This is a genomic window from Pseudomonas sp. MWU347 (assembly GCF_017947305.1).
GTDB lineage: Bacteria > Pseudomonadota > Gammaproteobacteria > Pseudomonadales > Pseudomonadaceae > Aquipseudomonas > Aquipseudomonas putida_A.
Genome location: NZ_JAFGZB010000002.1, coordinates 525515 through 545522, shown reverse-complemented (window position 1 = coordinate 545522; position 20008 = coordinate 525515). Strand labels below are relative to the sequence as shown.

The 20008-nt window shown below is 61.2% G+C and carries 17 protein-coding genes; 9 read left to right on the top strand and 8 right to left on the bottom strand.

The features are described 5' to 3' along the window. The first annotated feature begins 48 nt into the window (after nucleotides 1-48). The 6 genes from KCG87_RS06010 (at nucleotide 49) to KCG87_RS05985 (ending at nucleotide 5562) form a co-directional block, all read left to right on the top strand. Nucleotides 49-981, top strand: a complete 933-nt coding sequence (locus KCG87_RS06010; protein WP_096797445.1) for a sigma 54-interacting transcriptional regulator — start codon at nucleotides 49-51, stop codon at nucleotides 979-981. 167 nt (nucleotides 982-1148) lie between these two features. After that, nucleotides 1149-1946 (top strand): MetQ/NlpA family ABC transporter substrate-binding protein, encoded by a 798-nt coding sequence (locus KCG87_RS06005; protein ID WP_027611172.1) that lies wholly within the window; start codon nucleotides 1149-1151, stop codon nucleotides 1944-1946. A gap of 653 nt (nucleotides 1947-2599) precedes the next feature. Next, nucleotides 2600-3265, top strand: coding sequence for an amino acid ABC transporter permease (locus KCG87_RS06000; protein WP_003220579.1), 666 nt, complete (start codon nucleotides 2600-2602; stop codon nucleotides 3263-3265). After that, nucleotides 3246-3905 carry an amino acid ABC transporter permease gene (locus tag KCG87_RS05995; protein ID WP_134785172.1) on the top strand — a complete coding sequence of 220 codons (660 nt, stop codon included), beginning with the start codon at nucleotides 3246-3248 and terminating at the stop codon, nucleotides 3903-3905. Before KCG87_RS06000 ends, KCG87_RS05995 begins: the two co-directional genes overlap by 20 nt. Next, the gene (locus tag KCG87_RS05990) at nucleotides 3902-4684 is read left to right on the top strand and encodes an amino acid ABC transporter ATP-binding protein (RefSeq protein WP_098966639.1); all 783 of its coding nucleotides are present in this window, start codon (nucleotides 3902-3904) and stop codon (nucleotides 4682-4684) included. The genes KCG87_RS05995 and KCG87_RS05990 overlap by 4 nt, the downstream gene beginning before the upstream one ends. Then, on the top strand, nucleotides 4681-5562 hold the full coding sequence (locus tag KCG87_RS05985; protein ID WP_210556875.1) for a transporter substrate-binding domain-containing protein: 882 nt from the start codon (nucleotides 4681-4683) through the stop codon (nucleotides 5560-5562). Before KCG87_RS05990 ends, KCG87_RS05985 begins: the two co-directional genes overlap by 4 nt. A gap of 120 nt (nucleotides 5563-5682) precedes the next feature. Here KCG87_RS05985 and KCG87_RS05980 read toward each other — a convergent pair whose 3' ends face one another. Then, nucleotides 5683-6879 (bottom strand): AAA family ATPase, encoded by a 1197-nt coding sequence (locus KCG87_RS05980; protein WP_210556873.1) that lies wholly within the window; start codon nucleotides 6877-6879, stop codon nucleotides 5683-5685. A 202-nt stretch (nucleotides 6880-7081) separates the two neighbouring features. On the opposite strand from KCG87_RS05980, the gene KCG87_RS05975 reads away from it, so the two are divergent. The 3 genes from KCG87_RS05975 to KCG87_RS05965 are packed head-to-tail and all read left to right on the top strand — an operon-like array spanning nucleotide 7082 to nucleotide 12296. Then, complete coding sequence (locus KCG87_RS05975; protein ID WP_096797448.1) at nucleotides 7082-8185, top strand: efflux RND transporter periplasmic adaptor subunit; 1104 nt, start codon at nucleotides 7082-7084, stop codon at nucleotides 8183-8185. Next, nucleotides 8182-9246, top strand: coding sequence for an efflux RND transporter periplasmic adaptor subunit (locus KCG87_RS05970; RefSeq protein ID WP_098966644.1), 1065 nt, complete (start codon nucleotides 8182-8184; stop codon nucleotides 9244-9246). Before KCG87_RS05975 ends, KCG87_RS05970 begins: the two co-directional genes overlap by 4 nt. After that, nucleotides 9243-12296 carry an efflux RND transporter permease subunit gene (locus KCG87_RS05965; protein WP_027611180.1) on the top strand — a complete coding sequence of 1018 codons (3054 nt, stop codon included), beginning with the start codon at nucleotides 9243-9245 and terminating at the stop codon, nucleotides 12294-12296. The genes KCG87_RS05970 and KCG87_RS05965 overlap by 4 nt, the downstream gene beginning before the upstream one ends. Nucleotides 12297-12397: 101 nt before the next feature. On the opposite strand, the gene KCG87_RS05960 is transcribed toward KCG87_RS05965, so the two are convergent. From KCG87_RS05960 to KCG87_RS05930, 7 genes are all read right to left on the bottom strand, one after another. Continuing rightward, nucleotides 12398-13027 (bottom strand): class I SAM-dependent methyltransferase, encoded by a 630-nt coding sequence (locus KCG87_RS05960; protein ID WP_098966646.1) that lies wholly within the window; start codon nucleotides 13025-13027, stop codon nucleotides 12398-12400. Nucleotides 13028-13184: 157 nt separating this feature from the next. Then, complete coding sequence (locus tag KCG87_RS05955) at nucleotides 13185-13829, bottom strand: methionine ABC transporter permease (RefSeq protein ID WP_027611182.1); 645 nt, start codon at nucleotides 13827-13829, stop codon at nucleotides 13185-13187. Beyond that, nucleotides 13819-14940, bottom strand: a complete 1122-nt coding sequence (locus tag KCG87_RS05950) for an ATP-binding cassette domain-containing protein (protein WP_210556871.1) — start codon at nucleotides 14938-14940, stop codon at nucleotides 13819-13821. Before KCG87_RS05950 ends, KCG87_RS05955 begins: the two co-directional genes overlap by 11 nt. Before the next feature lie 2 nt (nucleotides 14941-14942). Next, nucleotides 14943-15752: a MetQ/NlpA family ABC transporter substrate-binding protein gene (locus KCG87_RS05945; RefSeq protein ID WP_098966650.1), complete on the bottom strand. Its 810-nt coding sequence runs from the start codon at nucleotides 15750-15752 to the stop codon at nucleotides 14943-14945. A 119-nt stretch (nucleotides 15753-15871) separates the two neighbouring features. Then, the gene (locus tag KCG87_RS05940; protein WP_210556869.1) at nucleotides 15872-17230 is read right to left on the bottom strand and encodes an LLM class flavin-dependent oxidoreductase; all 1359 of its coding nucleotides are present in this window, start codon (nucleotides 17228-17230) and stop codon (nucleotides 15872-15874) included. Beyond that, on the bottom strand, nucleotides 17230-18423 hold the full coding sequence (locus KCG87_RS05935) for an SfnB family sulfur acquisition oxidoreductase (protein ID WP_210556866.1): 1194 nt from the start codon (nucleotides 18421-18423) through the stop codon (nucleotides 17230-17232). The genes KCG87_RS05940 and KCG87_RS05935 overlap by 1 nt, the downstream gene beginning before the upstream one ends. A 23-nt stretch (nucleotides 18424-18446) precedes the next feature. After that, nucleotides 18447-19688 (bottom strand): SfnB family sulfur acquisition oxidoreductase, encoded by a 1242-nt coding sequence (locus KCG87_RS05930; RefSeq protein WP_112997808.1) that lies wholly within the window; start codon nucleotides 19686-19688, stop codon nucleotides 18447-18449. Between the last annotated feature and the right edge of the window lie 320 nt (nucleotides 19689-20008).

The window sequence follows — 20008 nt, the reverse complement described above, 5'->3', positions numbered from 1 at the left end:
CTTTTCTGAACGCCCCCGTCTGCCGGCGGTTCTGGGCGGGAGTCTGCCATGAGTTTCGAAACGTTCGGTCAGCCGTTGCTGACCTTTCCCGATGCGGAAAAAAGTCCCCTGAGCATTCGCGCCAAGGCGCTGGTGTTCGTCGATCCCCGTTCCCGCAAGTTGCGTGAGGAGCTGGAGCACCTGGCGCCGCGTGCCATCTCGGTATTGATCCGTGGCGAGACCGGTACCGGTAAAGAGTTGCTCGCCCGTCACATTCACCGAGCCAGTGATCGCAGCGGTCTGTTCGTCTCGGTCAACTGCGGTGCGATCAGCCCGACCTACGCCGATGCCGAGCTATTCGGCTATGCCGCCGGCAGCTATACAGGTTCGGCGAGCAGTCGGGCCGGCTGGTTCGGTTCGGCCAATGGCGGCACCTTGTATCTGGACGAAATCGGCGATCTGCCGTTGCCGATCCAGATCAAACTGCTCGCCGCCCTGGAAAACCACGAAGTCACCCGCGTCGGCGCGCATCAGCCAAGCCCGGTGGATGTGCGGTTGGTCGCAGCCACCAGCATCGATCTGGCACAAGCGGTGGACGCCGGAAAATTCCACGAACGGCTCTACCACTACCTCAGCGAAGGTCAGCTGGAATTGCCGGCGCTGCGCGAGCGGATTGGCGACATCCTGTCGCTGGCGGAGTATTTCCTCGGCATCTACAGCCAGCGCCTGGATCTGCCGGTGCCATTGATCAGCGAAGCGGCGCAGCACCTGCTGGAGCGACACAGCTGGCCGGGCAATACCCGCGAGCTGGAAAACGTCATTCACTTTGCGCTGCTGGTCAGCACCGGCGATGAAATCCTGCCAGAGCACCTGAACCTGCCCGAAGTGTCTGGGCCGCAGCTTCAGATCGAACGACTGGTAGCTCAAATCAATATCGGTGGTAGCGTCGACGAACGTAAGGCTTTGAAAGATCTGCTGATTGGTTTGAGCCAGCAGTTGTAGCCGTTTGGTTCTGTATGAACGAAATGGAATATCAAAGTGAATAAACGTTATTGTGCGGGAATAAAAAATCCCGGTATTGTCCGCTTCACGCCAGAGATAGCACTTCAATGGCACTCGTATTAATGGCCGTCGCCATTCGCGACCGTGATTCTCGATAAGGACACTGCATGAAAAAGGTTCTGTTGTTTACCGCATTGGCGGCTGCTCTGACTGCTTCCCTGGCCCAGGCCGGCGAGAAACTGGTAGTGGCGGCGACTCCGGTGCCGCACGCGGAAATTCTTGAGCTGATCAAACCGACCCTGGCTAAAGAAGGCGTGGATCTGGAAATCAAGGTCTTCACCGACTACGTGCAGCCGAACGTGCAGGTTGGCGAGAAGCGTCTGGATGCCAACTACTTCCAGACCAAGCCTTACCTGGACAGCTTCAACGCCGGCAAATACAAGGACGATAAGTCCAAGTACCTGGTGACCGTGCAAGGCGTGCACGTTGAACCGTTTGGTGGCTACTCGAGCAAGTACAAGAAACTGGCTGATCTGCCGGATGGCGCGACCATCGCTATCCCGAACGAAGGCAGCAACAGCGGCCGTGCGCTGATCCTGCTGCAGAAGGCGGGTCTGATCGAGCTGAAAGATCCGAAAAACGCTCTGGCGACCCCTAAGGACATCGCCAAGAACCCGCACAACTTCAAGTTCAAGGAACTGGAGTCGGCCCTGCTGCCACGCGTGCTGAAGGAAGTTGATCTGGACATGATCAACACCAACTACGCGCTGGAAGCCAAGCTGAACCCGACCAAGGATGCGCTGGTGATCGAAGGCGCTGACTCGCCTTACGTGAACTTCCTGGTAGCCCGTGAGGACAACAAAAACAGCGACGCCATCAAGAAACTCGCCGCTGCGCTGACCAGCCCGGAAGTCAAAGCGTTCATCGAGAAGAAGTACAACGGCGCGGTATTGCCGGCGTTCTGATCCGAGGCTTGAACCACCCCTTCAAGGTATGAAAACGCCGATGGCCAGTGATGGGCATCGGCGTTTTTGTGCGTGCGTTGAAAAGCCCCTCACCCTAGCCCTCTCCCAAAGGGAGAGGGGACTGATTGGGGGATGCTGTAGAAGTACACCGACGTGAAAGTTTTCTGCCGAATCCATAATCGACTCTATCTTTCAGGTCGATGTTAATCGCCAGACACTGCGGTCGGCCCCCTCTCCCTCGGGGAGAGGGCTGGGGTGAGGGTGCTGTTGATCCTGACCTCAGGTTACCTGAGCCTTCAACGCCCGGCGCAACGCCACGAGCAATTTCACGATGTCCTGCGGATCCAGTCGCTGCGGCACTTTTACGTCCATGTTGTCTTCCTTGTAATGGTTTGGCCGGGGAAGTCTGGCCAAAAGCTGTTCGTCCTTGGAGGGCTTTCATGCAAAAAAGATCCTTCCTACAGCGCAAGGGAAAATAGCCTTCTTATTCCTTCCCGGCAAACCCACAGGATAGTTTTTTGCGTGATATCAATATGCTTTAACGGTATTTAAATTCTTGTTTTTATACCTATAAAGTCAGCGCCTGCCGGACAGTTACCCGCTGTCCATGGACTGCATGACCGTCGCTTACCGAGCGACGTCCAGGATGCTTCATGACTTTCGATTACGCCTTTATCCTCAGTACCCTGCCGGCCTTTCTCAAGGCTGTGGGCGTGACGCTGCAAGTCGGGTTCATCGCCATCGGCACGTCGCTGCTGGTGGCGCTGCTCAATGCAACGATCCTGGTGTTCCGCACGCCTTACCTGCAACGCGCCGTCGGCCTGTATGTGGAACTGGCGCGCAACACGCCGCTGCTGATTCAACTGTTCTTCGTCTACTTCGCCCTGCCGGCGCTGGGGATCAAGGTTTCCGGATTCACCGCGGCAATCATCACCATGACTTTCCTTGGCGGTGCCTACCTCACCGAAGTGCTGCGCGCCGGCGTCGATGCGGTACCGCAGGCGCAACTGGAATCGGGGCGTTCCATCGGCCTGTCCCACGGCCAGTTGCTGCGCTACGTGATCCTGCCGCAAGCGGGGATTCTCAGCCTGCCGTCGCTGTTCGCCAATTTCATTTTCCTGCTCAAGGAAACCACCGTGGTCTCGGCGGTGGCCGTGCCGGAAATCCTCTACACCACCAAGAGCTACATCGCGCTCTATTACAAAACCTACGAAATGCTCGCCGTGCTGACGCTGATCTGCGTGCTGTTGTTCTTGCCGCTGTCGCTGTTGCTCAGTCGTTTGGAAAGGAGGCTCCAGCATGGCCAGTTCGGGTCTTGAACTGCTTTGGGTGTCGTTGCCGCAACTGGCAAAAGGCGCCGGGCAAACCTTGTCGATCTCGTTCCTGAGCATTGCGATCAGCACCATTGGCGGCGTGCTCTACGGCGTATTGCGCACGCTCAACGTGAGGTGGCTGAACGCGATCCTGCGGGTCTATCTGGAACTGTTCCGGGCGATCCCGGTGCTGGTCTGGCTGTACCTGCTGTTTTTCGGCCTGCCGATTTTCTTCGGTTTGAGCCTGCCGAGCTTCTGGTGCGCGGTGCTGGTGCTGTCGCTGTGGGGCGCCAGTGAGGTCGGCGAAGTGGCGCGCGGTGCGCTGCATTCATTGCCGCGCGGGCAGCGTGAGGCGGGGCTGTCGATCGGCCTGAACGCGGCGCAACTGTACGGCTACGTGCTGCTGCCGCAGGCGCTGAAACGCATGACGCCGCCGACCATCAACGTCTACACGCGAATCATCAAGACCAGCTCGCTGGCGGTGCTGATTGGCGTGGTCGATGTGATCAAGGTCGGCCAGCAGATCATCGAGCGCACCTACGAATCGGTGCTGATCTACGGCGCGCTGTTTCTGTTTTTCTTTTTCATCTGCTACCCGCTGTCGGCCGCCTCGCGCGTGCTGGAGCGGCGCTGGACGCAAGCATGAGCGCATTGATCGAGTTTCAGGGTTTCAACAAATTCTACGGCGAACAGCAGGTGCTCAAAGGCATCGACCTGCAAGTGCGCAGCGGCGAAGTGATCGTCATCCTCGGCCCCAGCGGTTGCGGCAAAAGCACGTTGCTGCGCTGCCTCAACGGCCTGGAAAGCGCACACAGCGGCAGCCTGAAATTTGCCGGACGCGAGTTGCTGGACAAGGTCACCGACTGGCGCGAAGTGCGTCAGCAGATCGGTATGGTGTTCCAGAGTTATCACCTGTTTCCGCACATGAGCGTGCTCGACAATTTGCTGCTCGGCCCGCTCAAGGTGCAAAAGCGCCAGCGCCGTGAAGCGCAGCAGCAAGCCGAAGCCTTGCTTGAGCGCGTGGGCCTGGCGGACAAGCGCGATGCGTTCCCGCGCCAGCTCTCCGGCGGCCAGCAGCAACGCATCGCCATCGTCCGTTCGTTGTGCATGAACCCGCGGGTCATGCTCTTCGATGAAGTCACCGCCGCCCTCGACCCGGAGATGGTCAAGGAAGTGCTGCAAGTGATTCAGGGCCTGGCCCGCGAGGGCATGACCCTGCTGATCGTCACCCACGAAATGGCCTTCGCCCGCGCGGTGGCCGACCGCATCGTGTTCATGGATGCCGGACGCATCCTTGAACAGAACCCGCCCGAGATTTTCTTTACGAACCCGCAAACCGCACGCGCGCAGCAGTTTCTGGAGAAGTTCTCCTTCGTTGCAACACTGCCTGAAACGAATCCGACAAAGGAACTGGAACCGCTATGAAAACTGCCAAGTCATCCCTGTTTTTACTGCCGCTGCTGGGGCTCGCGCTGCTCGCCGGCTGCAACAAATCCGAAGAACCGGCCAAGCCGAAAGTCGCCAGCGAAAGCACCGCGCCAGCCGGTTACCTGGACAAGATCAAAGCCCGCGACAAACTGATTGTCGGCGTGTTCACCGACAAGCCACCGTTCGGTTTCGTCGATGAGGCCGGGCGCTACGTCGGCTTCGACACCGACATCGGTCGGCGCTTCGCCAAGGATCTGCTGGGCGACGAGAACAAGGTCGAGTTCGTGGCCGTGGAACCGGCGAGCCGCATTCCGTTCCTGCAGAGCGACAAGGTCGACCTGATCCTCGCCAACATGACCGTGACCCCGGAGCGCAAGGAAGCGGTGGAATTCACCAACCCGAACCTCAAGGTCGCAGTCCAGGCGCTGGTACCGCAGGGCAGTTCCGTGAAGAACCTCGATGACCTGGCGACCCGCACCACTATCGTCACCACCGGCACCACCGCCGACATCTGGCTGACCAAGAATCATCCGGACTGGAAACTGCTGAAGTTCGAGAAAAATTCCGAGTCGTTGCAAGCACTGGCCAACGGTCGCGGCGATGCCTATGCGCAGGACAATCTGGTGCTGTTCAGCTGGGCCAAGCAGAACCCGGGCTACCGCGTGCTGGAGGAAAAACTCGGCGCCGAAGCACCGATTGCCCCGGCAGTGAAGAAGGGCAACGTCGAGCTGCGTGACTGGGTGAATACCGAACTGGCCAAGTTGGGTGAAGAGAAATACCTGCTCAAGCTGTATGACCAATATGTGCGTAAAGAACTGAGCGATGACACCCAGCCTGAGAGTGTGATTGTCGAGGGTGGCAAGTGGCAGGGGTGATTGGCCGTTAAATCTGCGCTGACCTGAAGGCCCTCTTCGCGAGCAAGCCCGCTCCCACAGTTGGAATGCATGCCCCTGTGGGAGCGGGCTTGCTCGCGAAAGCGGTGGTTCAGGCGCCGCTCAATCCGGCCAGTTCCACGCCGGCTCATCGAGCACCCGCTGGCCAACAATTCCGGTCTGCCCCAGTGTCTTCTCCAGCACGATGCAGTTGCATTCGGGATCTTCCTGCAACGCCGATATCAATCGCCGCGCATGCGACACCACCCACACCTGACACCGTTCCGACGCGCGAATGATCAAGCGCGCCAGCGCCGGCAACAGATCCGGATGCAGACTGGTTTCCGGTTCGTTGAGCACCATCAATGACGGCGGGCGTGGCGTCAGTAGCGCGGCGATCAGCAACAGATAACGCAGCGTGCCGTCCGACAACTCTGCCGCCGACAATGGCCGCAGCAACCCCTCCTGAAAGAACTCGATGGCAAAGCGTCCGCCGGCCAGCGGTGCGATGTTCAGTCTTGCGCCGGGAAACGCGTCGCTGATCGCCGCCTGCAACGCCTCGGGGTCGCCGATTTCATTGATGGTCTGCAGGGCTGCGGCGAGGTCGCGGCCGTCGTGGTGCAGCACCGGCGTGCGCGTACCCAGTTGCGGTTGGCGCACCGGGGCGTCGGCGTCGCTGCGAAAGTGATCGTAGAAGCGCCAGCGGCGGATGAACTCGCGCATCTGGAACACCTCCGGCGAACTGCGCAGGCTGCCGATCTGATCGAACAGGCTGTCAAAATTCGGGGTGTGCTGCGCCAGCACGTCCCAGCTGCGGCCTTCGCGGGCGCGAATCATCGGGCCGTTGCGATCCACCAGCAGGCTGGCCGGGCGATAGAGCGGCCCGGCCCAGATGCATTCGCGCTTGATCTGCGGATCGAGACTGAAGCGCGAGGGGCTGGGATGAGTGTCCCCCGGCAGCATGAAATGTCCGTTGGAGTCGGGCAATCCGAGGCTGATCGAATAGCTGAAATCCTCGCCGGCAAACCCCAGGCGCAGACGTTTGACGCCCTGACGCACCGTCGGCTCGACCGCCACTTCGCCGTTGCGCATGCGCCGACTGATGGTTTCCGGCCCGGCCCAGAAGGTCGAATCCAGCCCGCCCTCGCGGGCCAGTGCATTGACCACGCCGCCCTGAGCGGTCTCCGCCAGCAGGCGCAAGGCCCGATAGAGATTGGACTTGCCGCTGCCGTTGGGGCCGGTGATCAGGTTCAGCCGGCCCAGCGGAATCACCAGTTTGTTGATCGAGCGGTAATTGGCCACCGCGAGGGTCTTGAGCATGAAAATCCTTCTCTTGAGGCGACCATTGTAGGAGCTGCCGAAGGCTGCGATCTTTTGATCTTGCTTTTGTAAAGTCAAAAGATCGCAGCCTGCGGCAGCTCCTACAGGGGAAATATAGAGATCACGCAGGCGAACGTTGAACCCTGTTCTAAGCTCACAGTCGTATCGTCACTTGCACGTTCGTACACAGGAAGGAGTCTGCATGGCGAGTCCCGGATTGAAAACAGTTGTCGTGCTGAGCCTGCTCACGTTGCTGACCGCTTGCGGCAAGAAAGAAGCCCCGGCGGAGTACTTGCCACGGGTCTTCGTGCAAGAGGTCAAACCGGCGGACTATGCCGCTGCCGTGACCCTCACCGGTGACGTGCAGGCGCGGGTGCAGACCGAACTGTCGTTCCGGGTCGGTGGCAAGATCATTCAGCGCATGGTGGATGTCGGCGACCGGGTCAGCGCCAAGCAGGTACTGGCCAAACTCGATCCCAAGGATTTGCAGACCAACGTCGATTCCGCGCAAGCCCAGGTCATCGCCGAACAGGCGCGGGTCAAGCAGAGTGCGGCGGCGTTCGTGCGTCAGCAGAAGCTGCTGCCCAAGGGCTACACCAGCCAGAGCGAATTCGATTCCGCACAAGCCGCCTTGCGCAGCAGCCAGAGCGCCCTGAGCGCGGCGCAGGCGCAACTGGCCAATGCCAAGGATCAACTCAGTTACACCTCGCTGGTCGCTGACGCCCCCGGCATCATTACCGAGCGCCAAGCCGAAGTCGGCCAGGTGGTCCAGGCCACCGCGCCGATTTTCAAACTGGCCCGCGATGGCGATCGTGACGCGGTGTTCAACGTTTATGAGTCGTTGCTGGCTGAGCGCCCGGCGGAGCGTTCGATTGTCGTCAGCCTGCTCGACAACCCCAACATCAAGACCACCGGCACGGTGCGCGAAATCACCCCGGCGGTGTCGGCGCAGTCCGGCACGGTGCAAGTCAAGGTCACCCTCGACAGCCTGCCGCAGGGTATGCAGCTCGGCTCGGTGGTCAGCGCCACGGCCAAGGGCAGCGGCAAGTCGGCGGTGGAATTGCCGTGGTCGGCGCTGACCAAAAACATCAGCGATCCGGCGGTGTGGATGGTTGACGACAAGGGCGAAGCGCAGCTGCACAACGTCACCGTCAGCCGCTACCTGATCGGCAAGGTCATCATCAGCGACGGCCTCAAGGGCGGTGAGAAAGTGATTGTCGCGGGTGGGCAACTACTGCACCCGGGCATGAAAGTCGAAATCGCCGAAAACACCTACGAAGGTCTGCAACCGGGAGCACAGCCATGAAGCGTCTGGGGCTGTTGTCCATCGGCGTGCTGCTGGCTGCCTGCTCGAAAAGCGAGCCACCGCCGGAGCCGGTGCGGCCGGTGCTGTCGATCAAGGTACAGGCGCTGAACGAGGAAACCCTCGGGCGTTTCGCCGGCAGCATTCAGGCGCGTTACGAGAGCAACACCGGGTTCCGTGTCGGCGGGCGCATTGCCAGTCGCAACGTCGATGTCGGCGCCGAGGTGCAAAAGGGTACGCTGCTGGCGACCCTCGACCCGTCCGATCAGCAGAACCAGTTGCGTTCGGCCCAGGGTGACCTGGCCAAGGTCCAGGCGCAACTGATCAACGCCCAGGCCAATGCCCGTCGGCAGCAAGCGCTGTTCGATCGCGGGGTTGGCGCGCAGGCGCAACTTGACATCGCCACCACCGACCTGAAAACCACTCAGGCCTCGCTCGATCAGGCGCGGGCGGCGGTCAACCAGAGCCAGGATCAACTCGCTTACACCGAACTGCGCGCCGACCACAAAGCCGTGGTCACCGCGTGGAATGCCGAGGCCGGGCAAGTGGTGACAGCAGGTCAGCAAGTGGTGACCCTGGCGCAACCGGACATCAAGGAAGCGGTGATCGATCTGCCGGACACGCTGGTCGATGAAATTCCTTCCGACGTGGTGTTTCTGGTGGCCGGGCAACTCGACCCGAGCATCAACACCACCGCAACCATTCGCGAAATCGAACCGCAGGCCCAAAGCGCCACGCGCACCCGCCGCGCACGGCTGACCCTGGCCAACACGCCGGACGGTTTCCGCCTCGGCACGGCGATCAGCGTGACCCTCAGTTCAGCGATCAAGCCGCGCATCGAATTACCTGCCACCGCCCTGCAGGAAGCCGACGGCAAGACCCGCATCTGGGTGATCGACACCCAAAGCAAAACCGTCGCTCCCCGTGACGTCAGCGTGATCAGCCGTACCGACGGCACGGTGGTGCTGGCCGGCGGGGTCAAGTCCGGCGAGCAGGTGGTCACCGCAGGCGTCAACAGTCTCAAACCCGGACAAGCCGTGAAACTCGACGAGGACAGTCAATGAAAGGCTCTTTCAATCTCTCCGAATGGGCCCTCAAGCATCAGTCGTTCGTCTGGTATCTGATGTTTGTCGCGCTGCTGATGGGGGTGTTTTCGTACTTCAATCTGGGCCGTGAAGAAGACCCCTCGTTTACCATTAAGACCATGGTCATCCAGACCAAATGGCCGGGCGCGACCCAGGAGGAAACCCTCAAGCAGGTTACCGATCGCATCGAGAAAAAGCTCGAGGAGCTCGACTCCCTCGACTACGTGAAAAGCTACACACGCCCCGGTGAATCTACGGTCTACGTGTACCTGCGCGACACCACCAGCGCCAAGGACATCCCGGAGATCTGGTACCAGGTGCGCAAGAAGATCGATGACATTCGCGGCCAGTTTCCCCAGGGCATTCAAGGCCCCGGGTTCAACGACGAGTTTGGCGATGTGTACGGCTCGGTCTACGCGTTTACCGCCGACGGCCTGACCATGCGCCAGTTGCGCGACTATGTGGAGCAGGCCCGCGCCGAGATTCGCAACGTCCCGGGGCTGGGCAAAATCGAAATGATCGGCCAGCAGGACGAAGTGATTTACCTGAACTTCTCCACCCGCAAACTCGCCGCGTTGGGCATCGACCAGCGTCAGGTGGTGCAGAGCCTGCAATCGCAGAACGCCGTGACCCCGGCGGGGGTGATCGAGGCCGGCCCGGAGCGCATTTCGGTGCGCACCTCGGGGCAGTTCGCTTCGGAGAAGGATCTGGCCGAGGTCAATCTCAAGCTCAATGACCGCTTCTATCGTCTGGCCGATGTCGCCGACATCAGTCGCGGTTACGTCGACCCGGCCACGCCGGAATTCCGTTTCGACGGCAAGCCGGCAATCGGTCTGGCGATTGCCATGCAGAAGGGCGGTAACGTCCAGGAATTCGGCAAGGCGCTGCACCAGCGGATCGACCAGATCACCGCTGATTTGCCGGTTGGCGTCGGCGTCCATACGGTGTCCGATCAGGCCGTGGTGGTGGAAGAGGCGGTCGGCGGTTTCACCAGTGCGCTGTTCGAAGCGGTGGTGATCGTGCTGGTGGTTAGCTTCATCAGCCTCGGCGTGCGCGCCGGGCTGGTGGTGGCATGCTCGATTCCGCTGGTGCTGGCGATGGTCTTCGTGTTCATGGAATACAGCGGCATCACCATGCAGCGGATTTCCCTCGGGGCGCTGATCATCGCCCTTGGCCTGCTGGTGGACGACGCGATGATCACCGTGGAGATGATGGTCACGCGCCTGGAAATGGGTGAGACCAAGGAGCAGGCGGCGACATTCGCCTACACCTCGACGGCATTCCCGATGCTCACCGGTACGCTGGTGACCGTCGCCGGTTTCGTGCCCATCGGCCTCAACGCCAGCTCCGCCGGCGAGTACACCTTCACCCTGTTTGCGGTGATCGCGGTGGCGATGCTGGTGTCGTGGGTGGTGGCGGTGTTCTTTGCGCCGGTGATCGGCGTGCACATCCTCAGCACCAACGTGAAGCCCCATGAAGCCGAGCCGGGCCGCATCGGTCGGGCGTTCAACGGTGGTTTGCTGTGGTGCATGCGCAATCGTTGGTGGGCGATCGGCATCACCGTGCTGCTGTTTGTGCTGGCGGTGTTCTGCATGCGCTTTGTGCAGAACCAGTTCTTCCCGTCGTCGGATCGCCCGGAAATTCTCGTCGACCTGAACCTGCCGCAAAACGCCTCGATCGACGAAACCCGCAAGGCCGTGGACAAGCTCGAAGCCACGCTCAAGGGCGATCCGGACATCGTGCGCTGGAGCACCTACATCGGTCAGGGTGCGATCCGTTTCTACCTGCCGCTCGACCAGCAATTGCAGAACCCGTACTACGCGCAACTGGTGATCGTCAGCAAGGATTTCGAGGCCCGTGAGGCGCTGAGCCAACGCCTGCGCGAGCGTTTGCACAAAGACTTCGTCGGCATCGGCAGTTACGTGCAGGCGCTGGAAATGGGCCCGCCGGTGGGACGTCCGATTCAGTATCGGGTCAGCGGCAAGGACATCGATCAGGTGCGCAAGCACGCCATTGATCTGGCGACCGAGCTGGACAAGAACGAACACATCGGCGAGATCATTTACGACTGGAACGAGCCGGGCAAAGTCCTGCGCATCGACATCGCCCAGGACAAGGCGCGTCAGCTCGGGCTGTCCTCGGAAGATGTGGCGAAGTTGATGAACAGCATCGTCAGCGGCTCGCCGTTGACCCAGGTCAACGACGACATTTACCTGATCAACGTGGTCGGCCGGGCGGTGAACTCGGAACGCGGCACGCCGGAAACCCTGCAGAACCTGCAGATCGTCACACCCAACGGCACGTCGATTCCGCTGCTGGCCTTCGCCACCGTGCGGTATGAGCTGGAGCAGCCGCTGGTGTGGCGTCGCGACCGCTTGCCGACCATCACCATCAAGGCTTCGGTGCGTGACGAGATCCAGCCGACCGACCTGGTGAAACTGCTCAAACCGTCGATCGATGCCTTCGCTGAAAAACTGCCGGTCGGCTACAAGGTCGCCACCGGGGGTACGGTCGAGGAAAGCGGCAAGGCCCAAGGGCCGATCGCCAAGGTCTTGCCGTTGATGCTGTTCCTGATGGCGACCTTCCTGATGATCCAGCTGCACAGCGTGCAGAAGATGTTCCTGGTGGCGAGTGTCGCGCCGCTGGGGCTGATCGGCGTGGTGCTGGCGCTGGTGCCGACCGGGACGCCGATGGGCTTCGTGGCGATCCTCGGGATTCTGGCGCTGATCGGCATCATCATCCGCAACTCGGTGATTCTGGTGACGCAGATCGATGAATTCGAGCGCAACGGCTCTGCGCCATGGGATGCGGTGGTGGAAGCGACTGAGCACCGCCGCCGACCAATCCTGCTGACCGCGGCGGCGGCGAGCATGGGCATGATTCCGATTGCCCGGGAAGTGTTCTGGGGGCCGATGGCCTACGCGATGATTGGCGGGATCGTGGTGGCGACGTTGCTGACCCTGCTGTTTCTGCCGGCGCTGTATGTGGCCTGGTACAAGATTCGCGAACCGCAGAAAGAGACCCGCTAAAAGCGAGTGCTGCGCACTCTATTCGCGAGCAAGCCCGCTCCCACAGGGGGTACGCATTCCAACTGTGGGAGCGGGCTTGCTCGCGAAGGCGTCAGAACTGACTACGCAGATTTACGCCAGACGCTGGCCAGCCAAGGCTGTTGCTCGCGCGGCAATCCCGCCGGCCGGTAGTAATGCTCAAGCTCGACAAACCCCGCTGCCGTGAGCAACCCGCGCCACGCTTCCAGATCGTGGTACGAACCATAGCGCGGCCCATTCCAGCCCTCACGGTTATCCCCGCGCGGATTGGAACTGAACAACACCCCGCCCGGTTTCAACGTGCCATGCAACTGCTTGAGCACTCGCGGCAACTCCTGCAACGGCACATGAAACAGCACCGCATTGGCGAAGATTCCGTCGAAGCGCTCGGCCGGCAGATCAAGTTTCAGAAAGTCCTGACACCACACTTCACAGCCACTGTCTTCGCGGGCCATCTGCGCAAATTTTTCCGCGCCATCGAGACCGACCGCGACATGGCCCAGGCGGGTGAACGCCTGCAAGTCGCGCCCCGGGCCGCAACCGAAATCGAGAATCGTGAACGGCGCAGTGCCGTGGATATGCCGTAGCAGCGCGTCGATGTTCTGGCTGACATCGTGGTCGCGGGTGCCTTCGCGGAAGTCTTCGGCCACCGAGTTGTAGTGGCCGAGGGTGGTGGCGGTGATCTGTTCCAGATCGGTGGGGGTTTGCTTCATGGTCGAGGGCTGCGCGGCAGTTGGGATTCGCCGAATATACGCCAACCAGCGGGGCCGCTGCGCAGCCTATCGCGAGCAGGCTCACTCCTACATTTGAAATGCGTCCCCTGTAGGAGTGAGCCTGCTCGCGATAGCGGTTTCAGAGGCGCGGCATGCCTTAACGCTTGTTCAGGCCCCGTGCCAGACGATCTCCACCCAACTGAATCACCGCCACCAACGCCACCAGCAACACAATCACTGTCAGCATGATCTGGCTGTCGAAACGTTGATAACCGTAGCGGTAAGCGATATCGCCCAAACCGCCGGCACCAATCGCCCCGGCCATGGCTGACGAGTTGATCATCGTCACCAGCGTAATCGTGAACCCTCCAACGATCCCCGGCAGCGCTTCAGGCAACAGCACATGCCAGACGATGTGCCAGCGCCGGCAGCCCATGGCCTGCGCCGCCTCGATCAAGCCGTGATCGACCTCACGCAGACTCACTTCGGCAATCCGCGCAAAGAACGGCGTCGCGGCGATGGTCAGCGGCACCACCGCCGCCCACACACCGTACGTGGTGCCGACAATCAGTCGGGTAAATGGAATCAGCGCGACCATCAGAATCAGAAACGGGATCGAGCGGAACAGGTTGACGAACGCGCCCAGCGCCCGGTTGAGCAGCGGCGCCTGATAGATGCCGCCCTTGTCGCTGGTGACCAGAATCACCGCCATCGGGATCCCCACCAGCAACGCGATCAGCGACGACACGCCGACCATCAGGAAGGTGTCGATGAATCCCTGGAGCAAACGATCAAACCACATAACCCGATACCTCCACTCGTTGCGCCCACTGCCCGGCGCGCTCGCGCAATTGTTCGGCGCTCAGGGCCGAGCCGCTGACCGCCAGTAACAGTTGTCCCAGCGCATGCCCCTGAATCCGTTCGACGCCGCCCTGCAGCAACTTCACGCGTCCGCCGAGAGCGGCGAACAGCGCCGCCAGATCCGGCTCGTCGGCGGCGCCACCGGTGAACTGCAAACGCAATACCACCGCCGCGCCCGGGGAGGGCGGCTGGGCATGCAGACGGCTTTGCAGTTCTGCCGGCAAGGCGTGTTGCAGCGGCGCGAGCAAGGTCTGGCTGACCTCGTGCTGCGGATTGCCGAACACCTCCCAGACCGGGCCTTGCTCGACGATCCGCCCGTGTTCCAGGACTACCACGCGGTCGCAGATTTCGCGGATCACCGCCATTTCATGGGTGATCAACACGATGGTCAGGCCGAGGCGCCGGTTGATCTCGCGCAGCAGGCCGAGGATCGACTGCGTAGTCTCGGGATCGAGCGCCGAAGTGGCTTCGTCGCACAGCAGAATGTCCGGGTCATGCACCAATGCGCGGGCGATGCCGACACGCTGTTTCTGCCCACCGGAGAGCTGCGCCGGATAGGCCTTGTGCTTGGCTTGCAGGCCGACCAGTTCGAGCAGTTCACGCACCTTCTGCTCGCGTTGCGCCTTCGGTACACCCGCGACTTTCAGCGGCAGTTCGACGTTCTGCCACACGGTCTTGGCCGACATCAGGTTGAAGTGCTGGAAGATCATGCCGATGCGACGCCGCAGCGTGACCAGACGGTCTTCGTCGAACTCGCCGATGTCGACCTGATCGATCAGCACCCGCCCCGAAGTCGGTTGCTCCAGACGATTGATCGTGCGGATCAGCGACGACTTGCCGGCGCCGCTGCGCCCGATGATGCCGAACACCTCGCCGCGCTGGATCGCCAGATCGATGCCTTGCAGGGCCACCACCGGGCCTTGTCGACCTTCGTAGGTTTTACCCAGGCCGATGAAGCGCACATGGGCGCGATTCAGCTCGGGATGCAGTTCGGTTTTTTCAGCATTTTCTGGCTCTGGAATCTCCAGTCGCCGTTGGATCGCGGCCGTCATGTTCAGCTTTCCCAACCGGCCTGATACAGCTTGCCGTGAGCCTTATCCAGCGCGGCGCGAACGGCCGGCGAGTGCTGGTAGATGTCGACGAATTTGATCAGGCGCGGGTCGTCCTTGCTCTTGGGCTGGATGACGAACTGGATCACGTATTCCTTGTGGTCGAGACCGTCGAACAGCAGCGCCGAGCCGGCATCGAAGGTTTTCGCCAGACGGATGTAGGCCGGGTAGCCCTGGACCAGATCGGCGTCATCGTAGGCGCGCACCAGTTGCACGGCTTCGACTTGCAGGATCTTGATCTTCTTCGGGTTGGCGACGATGTCGTCTTCGGTGGCCTTGTAGCCGACCCCCGGTTTCAGGGTGATCAGACCAGCCTTGGCCAGCAGTTGCAGACCGCGACCGCTGTTGATCGGGTCGTTGGCGATGGCGACGCTGGCGCCTTCCGGCAACTCGTCGAAGCTTTTGTATTTTTTCGAATAGAGGCCGACGTTGTTGATGATCCCCGGGGCGAACGGCACCAGGTCAAAACCGGAGGCAGCCTTGGCGTTTTCGAGGAACGGGATGTGCTGGAAGTAATTCACATCGATGTCGCCGGCGGCGAGGCTGACGTTCGGTGCGATCCAGTCGGTGAACTCAACCAGCTCGACTTTCAGGCCTTGTTTGGAGGCCTCTTCGACGGCGGCTTCCAGTGGAATGGCGAAGGCGGCGGTGGTGCCGATTTTCAGTGGCGCATCGGCGGCGAACACCGCCGAGCTGAACAGGCCGAAGGCCAGGGCCAGTGCTTTGACTGGGTGGGACAGAAGTTTCTTGGTCATGGTGATTTTTCCAGTCAGTGCATAAGTTTGTGGTGTCTATTTGGGCCTCTTCGCGAGCAGGCTCGCTCCCACAGGGGAAATGCATTTCAAATGTGGGAGCGGGCTTGCTCGCGAAGCTTTTAGCGGCGAAATGAAGACCCGATGTGTTGCTCAGGGAGTTGCGCCGCCCCGTGAAACAGCTTTTCGCGCAAACTGCCGCTGTCATACGCAGTCTTGTACGACCCACGCCGTTGCAGCTCCGGAATCACCAGCTCAATGAAATCGACATAGCTTTCCGGGGTCACGATGCGCGTCAGGTTGAAGCCGTCCAGCCCGGTTTCGGCGATCCACGCTTCCAGTTCATCCGCCACCTGCTCAGGCGAGCCGACCACGGTGATGTAGCGGCCACCGAGGGCGTGCTGATCGAGCAATTTGCGTCGGGTCCAGTCGTTGTTCTGCAGGTTCTTGGTCGCGGACTGGATGGCATTGCTCTTGACGTACTGGATCGGTTCGTCGATTTCGTACTGGGAAAAGTCGATGCCGGTGGAGGCTGAGAAATGCGCGACGCCGGCCTCGGCGCTGGCATAACTCAGGTACTCGGCGTGCTTGGCCCACGCGGCCTCTTCGGTCGCGCCGACGATCACGTTGAGGCCCATGAACACCTTGATGTCCTCGGGATTGCGTCCGGCTTCGACGGCGCTGGCGCGGACCTTGTCCACCTGCACTTTGGTCGACGGTTTGTTCTGGCCGCTGATGAACACGCACTCGGCGTGACGCCCGGCGAACAGCAAACCGCGGTCCGAACTGCCAGCCTGGAACAGCACCGGCGTGCGCTGCGGCGACGGCTCGCAGAGGTGATAACCCTCGACCTGATAGAACTCGCCATGGTGCTCGACCTTGTGCACCTTCTCCGGCTGCGCGTAGATGCGCTGCTCGCGGTCATTGAGCACCGCGCCGTTTTCCCAACTGCCTTCCCAGAGTTTGTAGAGCACTTCGAGGTACTCGTCGGCCTGATCGTAGCGCCGGTCATGCTCGACCTGTTCGCGCAGGCCCATGGCCTTGGCGGCGCTGTCGAGGTAACCGGTGACGATGTTCCAGCCGACCCGACCACGACTCAGATGATCGAGCGACGACATGCGCCGGGCGAACAGATAGGGCGGCTCGTAAGTGAGGTTGGCGGTGAGGCCGAAGCCGAGGTTTTTCGTCACCGCAGCCATCGCCGACACCAGCAGCAGCGGGTCGTTGACCGGCAACTGGATCGACTCTTTGAGCGTGACGTCCACCGAGTTCTGGTAGACGTCGTACACGCCGACGATGTCGGCGATGAACAGTCCGTCAAACAGCCCGCGCTCCAGCAACTGCGCCAGTTCTGTCCAGTACTCGATGGTGTTGTAGCGCGTTGACGTGTCGCGTGGATGCGTCCACAGGCCATGGTTGATGTGGCCGATGCAGTTCATGTTGAACGCGTTGAGCAGGATCTTCTTTTTCGCGGCGCTCATCAGATGGTCCCTCGCAGCGGAGGCTTTTCATCGTTGAGGTAGTAATTGCCGACCGCGTGATACTTCCAGCGCACCGGGTCGTGCAGGGTGTGCACCCGAGCGTTGCGCCAGTGGCGGTCGAGGCCGTGCTCGATCAGGGTCGCCTGACTGCCGGCCAGTTCGAACAGCGTGCTGCCTGCGGCGAGCGAGATTTCGGTGCTGATCGCCCGTGCTTCGGCGACGGCAATCGAGGCGGCAGCGACGGTTTCGGTGTTGGTCTCGGCCTGGGCCTTGTCGAGGAATTCGCCGGAGCGCTCCAGCAGTGCTTCGGTGGCGTGCAGACGAATGCTCAAGTGGCCGAAGCTCTTCAGGGTCAGAGGGTCTTCGGTGGCCTTGTCGTTACCGGAGTCGATCCATGGCCGGGTCTTGCTGCGCACGAAGTGCAGCGCATCTTCATAAGCGGCGCGAGCGATGCCAGTGTCGATGGCGGCGTGAAGGATCTGCGCCAGCGGGCCGACCGTGGTCGGACGCTCGAAAGCGCTCTGGAACGGGATCACGTCCTCGGCGGCAACGTAGACGTCTTCGAACACCACGGATCCGCTGCCGGTGGTGCGCTGACCGAAACCACTCCAGTCGTCGATCACCGTCAGGCCCTTGCTGTCACGCGGGACGAAGGCCAGTTGCTGCACGCCGTTTTCATCGACGACGGAAGTCGGGATACGCTGCGCGTAGATCGCGCCGGTCGCGTAAAACTTGCGTCCGTTGATGCGATAGCCGTCGCCGTCACGCGTGAGGCTGGTGACGCGGTCGTGGGCGGTTTTGGTACCGAGTTCCGCCAAGGCGTTGCCGAAGCGCTGGCCGGCCAGCACCTCGGCGTACAGGCGTTGTTTCTGCTCGTGGCTGCCGTTAACGCGCAGCACTTCAAGGGCGTAAAAGTGGTTTTGTGGAATCTGCCCGAGGGAGCCGTCAGCCTGAGCGATCAGGGCAATGACTTTGGCCAGGGTCACGTTGGACACACCGGCGCCACCATTCTCCTTGGGCACGCTGATGCCCCACAGGCCAGAGCGGGAAAATACGTCGAGCTCCGGCAGTGGCAGGCGGCGTTCACGGTCGCGCACGGCACTGTCGCGTTTGAAATCTTCGGCCAGGTCGCTGGCGACAATCAGGGCTTGCTCATCGCTGGTGATGACCGCGACGGGGTGAGAATAAGTCATATGCTTCTCCAGATGTCTGGTCGTTAAATCCAGGAATGGCGAGCCGGCAAAGTGCCGTTGAGGCGATAGGCGCCGACCGCGTGATACTTCCAGCGCACCGGGTCGTGCAGGGTGTGCACCCGGGCGTTGCGCCAGTGGCGATCAAGGTTGAATTCGGCGAGGGTCGCGCGGCTGCCGGCCAGTTCGAAGAGTTTTTCGCTGGCCTGCAGCGAGATCTCGGTGGTCAGCACTTTGGCCTCGGCCACCGCAATCGAAGCGCGGGCGGCGGACTCGGCGGTCAGCGGCGCGGCATGGACTTGGTCGAGCACTTTGCCGGCCTTGCGCAACAGTGCTTCAGCCGCGTGCAGTTCGATTTTCAGTTTGCCGATGTCGGCGATCACGTAGAGGTCATCGCTGGCGCGCTCAACCTTGGCGTCGATCCAGGGCCGCGCGCGAGTTTTGACGAACTCGATGGCATCGTCGATGGCGCCACGGGCGATGCCGGCGTCGATGGCTGCCTGAATCAGCTGCGACACCGCGCCTTGAGTGTTGGGCTTCTCGTTGATCTTCCAGTTATCGACGACCAGGCTCGACTCGACGCGCACGTTGTTCAGCAGAATCGTGCCGCTGGCAGTGGTGCGCTGACCGAAGCCCGACCAGTCATCAACGATGCGCAGGCCCGGGGTGCCACGGCGGACGAAGGCCAGCACTTGTTTGCCGTCGTCATTGAGCGCCTTGACCGCCACCCAGTGCGCGAACAGCGCGCCGGTGGAGTAGAACTTCTGGCCGTTGATCACGTAATCGTCGCCGTCGGCGGTGATGCGCGCTTTCAATTCCAGGGTGTTTTTGGTGCCGCGCTCAGGACCCGCATTGCCGATGCGCCAACCTTCCAGCACACTCTGGAACAGCTGTTTTTTCTGCGCTTCGGTGGCGCTGCCGAGTACCAGATTGATGATGCCGAACTGGTTCTGCGGGATCTGTCCCAGCGCCGGATCGGCCGCGGAAATGATCGCGAACACTTCGGCCAATGTGACGAATGAAACCTGTGGGCCGCCGTACTCACGCGGGATGGCAATGCTGCCGAGGCCGCTGCGGGTGAACTGTTCGATTTCCGACCACGGCAGCTTGCGCTGGCGGTCGCGTTTGGCGGCCTGCACACGGGCAACCTGCGCCAGTTCGTGGGCAGCCTTGATGGCTTGGGCGTCGTTGCGCAAAACCTGCGCGGGCAACAACAGTGGGGCGATGTCCAGATCAGACTGGACGTTTGCGTCTGCCAGACTGGACATCAGTGCCGCTCCTTGGCTGCACGCAATGCCCTGGCGATTTGCACTGGGGTGATTGTGTTCCGGACCATACTACCTACCTCACATCTCATGAAAAACGCCGCAAAAGTGCGGCGAACGAAAGAATGTCCGGTGGTCCGGTCCATATACCCTAAGCGTGTATAAATATTAAATAAACTAACTTTTAGGAATATGTATAGAAGGGGCGGTGGTCGGGTTGGTTAACAGGCTCTCAGCCGTGGCAATACAACCTGTGGTGGGGGGATTCATCCCCGACAGGCCGCGCAGCGGCCTTTTCTGAGTCATAAAAAACGGGATTGCTT